Source organism: Citrobacter sp. wls826 (assembly GCF_005281245.1).
GTDB lineage: Bacteria > Pseudomonadota > Gammaproteobacteria > Enterobacterales > Enterobacteriaceae > Citrobacter > Citrobacter braakii.
Genome location: NZ_SZWS01000052.1, coordinates 1 through 10806, shown reverse-complemented (window position 1 = coordinate 10806; position 10806 = coordinate 1). Strand labels below are relative to the sequence as shown.

At 51.0% G+C, this 10806-nt stretch carries 5 protein-coding genes; 2 read left to right on the top strand and 3 right to left on the bottom strand.

What is annotated here, in order from left to right; translation table 11 throughout:
* Positions 1 to 94: 94 nt before the first annotated feature.
* A complete protein-coding gene (cspA, locus tag FDW87_RS12465) occupies positions 95 to 307 on the bottom strand; it encodes an RNA chaperone/antiterminator CspA (RefSeq protein ID WP_016155304.1) in 213 nt (70 codons plus the stop codon).
* A gap of 1090 nt (positions 308 to 1397) precedes the next feature.
* On the opposite strand from cspA, the gene FDW87_RS12460 reads away from it, so the two are divergent.
* Entirely contained in the window at positions 1398 to 1703 is a 306-nt protein-coding gene (locus tag FDW87_RS12460; protein WP_016155303.1) for a PTS sugar transporter subunit IIB, read from the top strand.
* Positions 1704 to 1707: 4 nt separating this feature from the next.
* Positions 1708 to 2025 (top strand): PTS lactose/cellobiose transporter subunit IIA, encoded by a 318-nt coding sequence (locus FDW87_RS12455; protein WP_016155302.1) that lies wholly within the window; start codon positions 1708 to 1710, stop codon positions 2023 to 2025.
* Between the two features lie 147 nt (positions 2026 to 2172).
* Here the strand turns inward: FDW87_RS12455 and rpoC are convergent, their stop codons facing one another.
* Positions 2173 to 6396 (bottom strand): DNA-directed RNA polymerase subunit beta', encoded by a 4224-nt coding sequence (gene rpoC / locus FDW87_RS12450; RefSeq protein ID WP_016155301.1) that lies wholly within the window; start codon positions 6394 to 6396, stop codon positions 2173 to 2175.
* A gap of 76 nt (positions 6397 to 6472) precedes the next feature.
* Complete coding sequence (rpoB, locus tag FDW87_RS12445; RefSeq protein ID WP_003033111.1) at positions 6473 to 10501, bottom strand: DNA-directed RNA polymerase subunit beta; 4029 nt, start codon at positions 10499 to 10501, stop codon at positions 6473 to 6475.
* Between the last annotated feature and the right edge of the window lie 305 nt (positions 10502 to 10806).

The window sequence follows — 10806 nt, the reverse complement described above, 5'->3', positions numbered from 1 at the left end:
AAACCCGCTTTCGCGGGTTTTTTCTTCACTGTCACTTAACTGCTCAGGCTCTGGCCTTCATCGCTATCGTAAGCATTAGTGAAATTATCGGCGATTACAGCGCGACAACGTTAACAGCAGACGGGCCTTTAGCGCCATTCTCCACAGAGAACTCCACTTTTTGACCTTCGTCTAATGTTTTAAAATCGTTACTCTGGATAGCAGAGAAATGCACAAACACGTCCTTGCTACCGTCCTGAGGAGTGATAAAGCCGAAGCCTTTCTCAGAGTTAAACCATTTTACTAAACCAGTCATTTTGTTAGACATAGATACTTCCTTTCATATTTTTGAGCCGCTTAAGCAGCGAAGATGGCCTGTTTTGCAGAAATTAACTTATGGGGCACTTAGGGAGGAGGCTCATGAAGAAGAGTATCTGAGGATAACGCTTGAACTGAGAACTGCTTTACTAAAACTGCTTTCATAAGGTCTGTGTATCAAACCGATGTCGCTATAGTAGACTTACTTCTAATCAATAAGCAAGCATTAATTTATTTAATAATCGATTAGCGCCGAAATGTTACACCATCGCGGTTGAGCATTTCAGGTAACAACTTGATCTAAAATGAACAAAAGCCCTGACCATTGCAGTCAGGGCTTTAAGTTACTACACACTTCAAATTTAACATTAATAAACTTAACGATTTAATACTGCTGATGGTACTACTTTAAAATGTACACGTTTACTACAGATAATATTGGATATTGATACTAACTAAAACCGTCCTCTATTTACCGTTAAACACATTCCACCCGCTTGATAATAGAACTCAAGGCTGGTGACCTAAACAAGTACACTTCCCCTCGCGACATATACTCTTTGATGCGTTGCCTTATTTCCCTTGCGATAACCAGAAAACAGAAACCGCAAACATTTACTATTAAATCATGGCGTTACATCGTCGCGTTTTACTAACTATTTGCGATTAGATATATCAACTACGTGGCCTGAAAGCATTGTCGAGGTGAATAAATAGCGTTTTCAGCATCGACTATCCCATACAAAAATACTTCGTGGCCTTTATCGCAACCCCCAATCAAGCTCTACTAACACTTACTACGTTAACAGCAAACTACAATTTCTCCGCTGTTAAGTATTAACATACGGGTTTAAAAAACGCTGTCAATACTGTTTTTTATAACATGTCTTTATTAACAGTGATTATATATTCCTGCATATGATAAATGGGTCAACAATCGCCAAATCAGGGCCAGATCGTAGGGTTGAGCCTCTTTTTGTAACCGGTTTCAGAAAAAGTGACTTTCTTTGTGATGCCTTGCACACAATCGTTGCAAAGCAGTTGTTGCTGCGGCTGGCTCGCGATAATTATCAACCCACACATGTTGATCGAGACTGCTTATGAAAAACATCGTTTTATGCTGTGCCGCCGGAATGTCCACCAGCATGCTGGTGCAAAAGATGAAAGATGCCGCCCAGAAAAAAGGAGTCGACGTCACTATCAAAGCGGTTCCGGTGGCTGAGTTTGAAGAGAATATCGCCACTGCGGATATCGTATTGCTCGGCCCACAGGTTAAGTATGAACAGGCCAAGCTGCAGGCGCTCGCCGACCCGCTAGGAAAAAAAGTCGCCGTTATCGATATGATGGATTACGGCATGATGAAAGGCGATGCGGTACTGGACAAAGCGCTGAAACTACTGGAGTGATGGCATGGAAGAGTTAGAAACGATCATCATGGAATTATTGGTAAACGCCGGAGCTGCGCGCAGTCAAGCCCTGACGGCGTTGCAACTGGCGCGTAAAGGTGATTTCGCCGGGGCAGAACACGCGATGATGGAATCTCGCGAGTATGTTAAACAAGCGCATAAAATCCAGACCCAACTGATCGGAATTGACGAAGGTACCGGCAAACTACCGGTTAATCTCATCACCGTCCATTCCCAGGACCACCTGATGAATGCCATGGTGATTCAGGATCTGGCAGGCGATATGATTGAACTGTATCGACGCTTGCCACCAGTAAACTGATCGGATGGCGTAAGCCGTAGGCCTCATAAGCCTGGCGTCATCATGCCGGATGGCAGCTGATGCCTTATCCGATCAACATAATACATCTTAAATCCATCGACATAAAAAAACCCGCCGAAGCGGGTTTTTTATTAGCGTCAGCAACGATTAATCGTTGTCAGAACCGCCCAGGCCTGCGTTCAGCAGTTCTGCCAGGCTGGCAGACGCATCTTCAGCAGTCACCTGCGGAGCAGCTGGCAGTTCGCCCGCTGCGCGGCGGCGCATACGATCCTGGTGGTACGCATAACCGGTACCCGCCGGGATCAGACGACCCACGATAACGTTCTCTTTCAGACCGCGCAGTTCATCACGTTTACCTGCAACAGCGGCTTCGGTCAGGACACGCGTGGTTTCCTGGAACGATGCTGCAGAGATGAAGGACTCGGTTGCCAGAGACGCTTTGGTGATACCCAGCAGATCGCGGGAGAATGTTGCACCCACTTTGCCGTTCGCTTCCAGATCGCGGTTAGCAATCTTGACGCGGGAGTATTCAACCTGCTCGCCTTCCAGGAAGTCGGAGCTACCAGCGCTTTCGATGGTGGCTTTACGCAGCATCTGACGAACGATAACTTCGATGTGCTTATCGTTAATCTTAACGCCCTGCAGACGGTATACGTCCTGAACTTCGTTAACGATATAACGAGTTACAGCATGCACACCACGCAGACGCAGGATGTCGTGCGGCGCTTCCGGACCGTCGGAAACAACGTCACCACGTTCTACACGTTCACCTTCGAACACGTTGAGCTGACGCCATTTTGGAATCATCTCTTCATACGGCTCGCTACCGTCTACCGGGGTGATAACCAGACGACGTTTACCTTTGGTTTCTTTACCAAAGGAAATGATGCCGCTGATTTCAGCCAGGATTGCCGGCTCTTTCGGACGACGTGCTTCGAACAGGTCCGCAACGCGCGGCAGACCACCGGTGATATCCTTGGTACCGCCGGATTCCTGCGGAACACGCGCCAGGGTGTCACCAGAACTGATCTGTACGCCATCTTCCAGCTGAACAATCGCTTTACCCGGCAGGAAGTACTGAGCAGGCATATCGGTGCCTGGGATCAGAACGTCGTTGCCCTGAGCATCAACAATTTTCAGTGCCGGACGCAGGTCTTTACCACCCGCAGTACGCTCTGCAGAATCCAGAACCACCAGAGAAGACAGACCGGTCAGCTCGTCGGTCTGACGAGTAATGGTCTGGCCGTCGATCATGTCAGTGAAGCGGACGAAACCACTCACTTCGGTGATAACCGGCATGGTGTGCGGATCCCAGTTCGCTACGGTTTCGCCGCCAGCAACTTGTTCGCCATCACCTTTCGCCATAACGGAGCCGTAAGGCACTTTATAGCTTTCTTTGGTACGGCCGAATTCGTCGATCAGTTTCAGTTCGGTGTTACGTGAGGTGATAACCAGTTTACCGCTGGAGTTAACAACCGACTTCGCATTGCTCAGACGGATGCTACCTTTGTTTTTCACCTGGATGCTGGATTCAGCAGCCGCACGAGATGCCGCACCACCGATGTGGAACGTACGCATCGTCAGCTGTGTACCCGGTTCACCGATGGACTGTGCCGCGATAACGCCGATTGCTTCACCTTTATTGATGATGTGGCCACGCGCCAGGTCACGACCGTAGCAGTGCGCACATACACCAAAGTCGGTGTCACAGGATACAACGGAACGGACTTTGACGGAGTCAACGGAGTTCTCTTCCAGCAGGTCACACCACTGTTCGTGCAGCAGCGTGTTGCGTGGAACCAGAATATCCGCCGTACCCGGCTTCAGAACGTCTTCAGCAGTCACACGACCCAGAACGCGATCGCGCAGCGGTTCTTTAACGTCACCACCCTCGATAACCGGGGTCATGGTGATGCCTTCCAGCGTGCCGCAATCGTCTTCAGTAACAACCAAGTCCTGCGCAACGTCAACCAGACGACGAGTCAGATAACCGGAGTTAGCTGTTTTCAGTGCGGTATCCGCCAGACCTTTACGAGCACCGTGAGTAGAGATGAAGTACTGGAGTACGTTCAGACCTTCACGGAAGTTCGCGGTGATTGGCGTTTCGATGATGGAGCCATCTGGCTTAGCCATCAGACCACGCATACCAGCCAGCTGACGAATCTGTGCTGCAGAACCACGCGCACCGGAGTCGGCCATCATGTAGATGCTGTTGAAGGAAACCTGCTGCTCTTCTACGCCGTCACGGTTAATCACGGTTTCGGTTTGCAGGTTATCCATCATCGCTTTGGATACACGATCGTTCGCCGCAGCCCAGATATCGATAACTTTGTTATATCGTTCGCCCGCGGTTACCAGACCAGACTGGAACTGCTCCTGGATCTCAGCAACTTCAGCTTCCGCTTCAGAGATGATCTCGTGTTTCTTCTCTGGGATGACCATGTCATCAATACCAACAGATGCACCTGAACGCGCTGCATAAGCAAAGCCGGTGTACATTGTCTGGTCAGCGAAGATAACGGTCGGCTTCAGGCCCAGAATGCGGTAACAGGTGTTCAGCATTTTGGAGATTGCTTTCTTGCCCAGCGCCTGGTTGACGATGGAGAAAGGCAGACCTTTCGGTACGATCATCCACAGAATGGCGCGACCAACGGTCGTGTCTTTCAGGCTGGTGTGCGCAACGAATTCGCCGTTTTCATCTTTTTCGTATTCAGTGATACGCACTTTAACGCGCGCATGCAGAGAGGCCAAACCTGCGCGATAGATACGCTCAGCTTCTTTCGGGCCAGTCAGCACCATGCCTTCGCCTTTGGCGTTAACACAGTCACGGGTCATGTAGTACAGACCCAATACAACGTCCTGAGACGGAACGATGATAGGTTCGCCGTTCGCCGGAGACAGGATGTTGTTGGTAGACATCATCAGCGCACGCGCTTCGAGCTGGGCTTCCAGCGTCAGCGGTACGTGAACAGCCATCTGGTCACCATCGAAGTCGGCGTTATATGCTGCACAAACCAGCGGGTGCAGCTGGATAGCTTTACCTTCGATCAGTACCGGTTCAAATGCCTGGATACCCAGACGGTGCAGGGTTGGTGCACGGTTCAGCAGTACCGGGTGTTCGCGGATAACTTCGTCCAGGATATCCCAAACGACAGCTTCTTCACGCTCAACCATTTTCTTAGCGGCTTTGATGGTGGTGGCCAGGCCACGCAGTTCCAGCTTGCCGTAAATGAACGGTTTGAACAGTTCCAGTGCCATTTTCTTCGGCAGACCGCACTGATGCAGACGCAGGTATGGACCTACGGTGATTACAGAACGACCGGAGTAGTCAACACGCTTACCGAGCAGGTTCTGACGGAAACGACCCTGTTTACCTTTGATCATATCGGCCAAAGATTTCAGAGGACGTTTGTTAGAACCGGTGATCGCACGACCACGACGACCGTTATCCAGCAGGGCGTCAACCGCTTCCTGCAGCATACGTTTTTCGTTACGTACGATGATGTCCGGCGCAGCCAGATCCAGCAGACGTTTCAGACGGTTGTTACGGTTGATCACGCGACGGTACAGATCGTTCAGATCTGATGTTGCGAAACGACCACCATCCAGCGGAACCAGCGGACGCAGATCTGGTGGCAGAACCGGCAGAACGGTCAGGATCATCCACTCTGGCTTGTTGCCAGACTGTACGAATGCTTCCAGCAGTTTGATACGTTTGGTCAGCTTCTTACGCTTGGTTTCGGAGTTGGTTTCGTTCAGCTCTTCGCGCAGAGTTTCGCACTCTTGCTCCAGATCCATGCTTTTCAGCAGGGCCTGGATTGCTTCCGCACCCATCTTCGCGTCGAATTCGTCACCGAACTCTTCCAGCGCGTCCAGATACTGCTCTTCAGTCAGGATCTGTTGACGTTCCAGGTTAGTCATACCGCCTTCGATAACCACATAAGATTCGAAGTACAGTACGCGTTCGATATCGCGCAGCGGCATATCGAGCAGCAGACCGATACGGGACGGCAGAGATTTCAGGAACCAGATGTGAGCGGTCGGAGACGCCAGCTCGATGTGGCCCATACGCTCACGGCGTACTTTAGTCTGGGTCACTTCAACGCCGCACTTCTCACAGATCACACCGCGGTGTTTCAGGCGCTTGTACTTACCGCACAGGCACTCATAGTCTTTTACCGGCCCAAAGATACGGGCGCAGAAAAGGCCGTCACGTTCAGGTTTGAACGTACGGTAGTTGATGGTTTCCGGCTTCTTAACTTCACCGAAAGACCATGAACGGATCATGTCTGGCGAGGCCAGAGCAATTTTGATCGCATCAAACTCTTCGGTTTTAGTCTGCGCTTTCAGAAACTTTAATAAATCTTTCACGGATTTGCTCCCGTCGGAGTTAGCACAATCTGGCGCTGGCTGTTACGCCAGCACCAGTGACCTGTTTGATCGAGAGTTACTCGTCTTCCAGCTCGATGTTGATACCCAGCGAACGAATCTCTTTCAACAGTACGTTGAAGGATTCCGGCATGCCTGGTTCCATCTGATGGTTGCCGTCCACGATGTTTTTATACATCTTAGTACGACCGTTCACGTCATCAGACTTAACGGTGAGCATTTCCTGCAGGGTGTATGCCGCGCCGTATGCTTCAAGCGCCCACACTTCCATCTCCCCGAAGCGCTGACCACCGAACTGAGCCTTACCACCCAGCGGCTGCTGAGTAACCAGGCTGTAAGAACCGGTAGAACGCGCATGCATCTTGTCATCAACCAGGTGGTTCAGTTTCAGCATGTACATGTAGCCAACGGTAACCTGGCGCTCGAACTGCTCACCGGTACGACCGTCGAACAGTGTGATCTGACCGGAAGTCGGCAGGCCACCCAGCTGTAACAGTTCCTTGATTTCAGACTCTTTCGCACCGTCGAACACTGGCGTTGCGATCGGCATACCTTTTTTCAGGTTTTCAGCCAGACGCAGAACTTCTTCATCACTGAAGGTATTCAGGTCAACTTTCTGACGAACATCTGAACCCAGATCGTAAGCACGCTGGATGAATTCGCGCAGTTTCGCGACTTCCTGCTGCTGTTTCAGCATGGCGTTGATCTTATCGCCGATACCTTTCGCAGCCATACCCAGGTGGGTTTCAAGGATCTGACCGATGTTCATACGCGATGGTACGCCCAGCGGGTTCAGCACGATATCTACCGGCGTACCGTTAGCATCGTGTGGCATATCTTCGATCGGGTTGATCTTAGAGATTACACCCTTGTTACCGTGACGACCTGCCATCTTATCACCAGGCTGGATCCGACGTTTAACCGCCAGATAAACCTTAACAATCTTCAGCACGCCCGGTGCCAGATCGTCGCCCTGAGTGATTTTACGGCGTTTCGCTTCGAGTTTTTTCTCGAACTCGTGTTTCAGTTCGTCGTACTGCTCAGCCAGTTGTTCCAGCTGATTTTGTTTCTCTTCGTCGGTCAGGCCGAGTTCTAACCAGCGATCGCGCGGCAGTTTGTCGAGCTTCTCAGCTTCAACACCACCGGAAACCAGCACAGCGTAGATACGGCTGAACAGGCCAGCTTCGAGGATTTGCAGTTCTTCAGACAGGTCTTTTTTCGCCTGCTTCAGCTGCATCTCTTCGATTTCCAGCGCACGTTTGTCTTTTTCTACGCCATCGCGAGTAAAGACCTGAACGTCGATAATCGTACCGGAAACACCGTTTGGCACGCGCAGAGAAGAGTCTTTAACGTCAGACGCTTTCTCACCGAAGATCGCACGCAGCAGCTTCTCTTCTGGCGTCAGCTGGGTTTCACCTTTCGGCGTTACCTTACCAACCAGAATGTCGCCACCGGTTACTTCCGCGCCGATATAAACGATACCGGATTCATCCAGTTTGGAGAGCGCAGCTTCACCCACGTTCGGGATGTCAGCGGTGATCTCTTCCGGCCCCAGCTTGGTGTCACGGGACACACATGCCAGTTCCTGAATGTGGATGGTGGTGAAACGGTCTTCCTGGACAACACGCTCAGATACGAGGATGGAGTCTTCGAAGTTGTAACCATTCCATGGCATGAATGCCACGCGCATGTTCTGACCGAGCGCCAGTTCACCGAGGTCGGTGGACGGACCGTCTGCCAGCACATCACCACGTTCAACCGGTTCGCCCAGAGATACGCAAGGCATCTGGTTGATACAGGTGTTCTGGTTAGAACGGGTGTATTTGGTCAGGTTATAAATGTCGATACCTGCTTCGCCCGGGTACATCTCGTCTTCGTTAACTTTGATAACGATACGGGAAGCATCCACGTACTGGACGGTACCGCCACGTTTAGCAACTGCGGTAACACCGGAGTCGACGGCAACAGCACGTTCCATACCGGTACCAACCAGCGGCTTATCAGCACGCAGAGTCGGAACCGCCTGACGTTGCATGTTCGCACCCATCAATGCACGGTTGGCGTCATCGTGTTCCAGGAACGGGATCAGGGACGCACCGACGGATACCACCTGCTGGGTGGATACGTCCATGTAGTCAACCTGGTCACGGCTGAACAAGCTGGATTCGCCTTTGCTACGGCAGGTAACCAGATCTTCTACAAAGTGGCCTTCGTCATCCAGGTTGGAGTTCGCCTGAGCGATAACGTAGTTGCCTTCTTCGATAGCAGACAGGTAATGAATTTCGTCAGTTACAACACCGTCGGTCACTTTACGGTACGGAGTCTCGAGGAAGCCGTATTCGTTAGTCTGTGCGTACACAGACAAGGAGTTGATCAGACCGATGTTCGGACCTTCAGGCGTTTCGATTGGACATACGCGACCGTAGTGAGTCGGGTGTACGTCTCGAACTTCGAAGCCTGCGCGTTCACGAGTCAAACCGCCTGGGCCGAGTGCAGAGATACGACGTTTGTGCGTAATCTCAGACAGCGGGTTGTTCTGGTCCATAAACTGAGACAGCTGGCTGGAACCAAAGAACTCTTTCACTGCTGCAGAAATCGGCTTAGCGTTGATCATATCCTGAGGCATCAGGGTATCCAGATCGCCCAGAGACAGACGCTCTTTCACCGCACGCTCAACACGTACCAGGCCAACGCGGAACTGGTTTTCCGCCATTTCGCCTACGGAACGGATACGACGGTTACCGAGGTGGTCGATATCATCGACTTCGCCTTTACCGTTACGGATATCGATGAGCTTCTTCATCACTTCGATGATGTCGTCTTTGCTCAGGATACCGGAACCTTCGATTTCGTCGCGCAGCAGAGAACGGTTGAACTTCATACGACCAACCGCAGACAGGTCATAGCGGTCTTCGGAGAAGAACAGGTTCTCGAACAGGCTTTCAGCAGCTTCACGCGTCGGCGGCTCACCAGGGCGCATCATGCGGTAGATTTCTACCAGCGCGCTCAGACGATCGTTGGTTGGGTCGACACGTACAGTTTCAGAAATGTAAGGACCGTGGTCCAGATCGTTGGTGAACAGCGTTTCGATACGCTTGTGGCCAGACTGGCTCAGCTTAGCCAGCAGATCCAGACTCAGCTCCATGTTAGCTGCGCAGATCAGCTCGCCAGTAGATTCGTCAACGTAGTCTTTAGCCGCAACTTTACCAGCAATGTATTCAACCGGAACTTCGATATGTTTGATATCGTCTTTTTCCAGTTGGCGAATGTGGCGCGCAGTGATGCGACGGCCTTTTTCGACGTAGACTTTGCCGTTAGCTTCGATGTCAAAGGAGGCGGTTTCACCACGCAGGCGTTCCGGCACCAGTTCCATCTGCAGCTTGTTGTCACGAATTTCGAAAACAACTTTCTCAAAGAATAGGTCAAGGATCTGCTCAGTGGTGTAGTTCAGTGCACGCAGAATAATGGTCGCAGGCAGTTTACGGCGACGGTCAATACGTACGAACAGGTTGTCCTTCGGATCGAATTCGAAGTCCAGCCAGGAACCACGGTAAGGGATAATACGCGCGTTATACAGCACTTTACCCGAAGAGTGGGTTTTACCTTTGTCGGAGTCAAAAAAGACGCCAGGACTACGGTGCAGCTGAGAAACGATAACACGCTCAGTACCGTTGATAACAAAGGTACCGTTGTCTGTCATGAGCGGAATTTCGCCCATGTAGACTTCTTGTTCTTTAATGTCTTTTACGGTGCCTTCCGGCGCTTCGCGCTCGTAGATCACCAGGCGCAGTTTTACGCGCAGCGGTGCGGAATAGGTCACGCCACGGATCTGACATTCCTGAACGTCAAACACCGGTTCGCCAAGGCGGTAGCTGACGTATTGCAGCTCGGAATTACCGCTGTAGCTCTGAATCGGGAAAACGGAACGGAAAGCTGCTTCCAGACCATACTGCCCTTCAGGATCTTGCTCGATGAACTTCTGAAACGAGTCAAGCTGGATAGAAAGGAGATAAGGTATGTCCAACACTTGCGGACGTTTACCAAAATCCTTACGAATACGTTTTTTCTCGGTATAGGAGTAAACCATTAGGGTTCCTCAGCTCGCTGACAAGTCGACCCATCTGTCCGACGAAGGGACAGTTTGTGCAACACTATTTTGTTGACCGGAAAATCGAATACTTTCCGCAATGCCTGTTGCTATCACGCTTAAACCATTTCATTGCGATTTACACAGAACTGACGTTCTGTCGCAGTATATTAAGACGTCGATAGAAACAAGCATTGAAAGGCACAGCAGTAGTCAAACAGTGTGAAATGCTACTGGCGCCTTACAGCGCAAAAAGGCTGGTGACTAAAAAGTCACCAGCCATCAGCCTAATTTCTTAGGCTGCA

What these genes read in the sequence shown, in the direction of transcription:
- cspA (WP_016155304.1), bottom strand. Translation starts at nt 307, where the DNA reads ATGTCTAACAAAATGACTGGTTTAGTAAAATGGTTTAACTCTGAGAAA.
- FDW87_RS12460 (WP_016155303.1), top strand. Translation starts at nt 1,398, where the DNA reads ATGAAAAACATCGTTTTATGCTGTGCCGCCGGAATGTCCACCAGCATG.
- FDW87_RS12455 (WP_016155302.1), top strand. Translation starts at nt 1,708, where the DNA reads ATGGAAGAGTTAGAAACGATCATCATGGAATTATTGGTAAACGCCGGA.
- rpoB (WP_003033111.1), bottom strand. Translation starts at nt 10,501, where the DNA reads ATGGTTTACTCCTATACCGAGAAAAAACGTATTCGTAAGGATTTTGGT.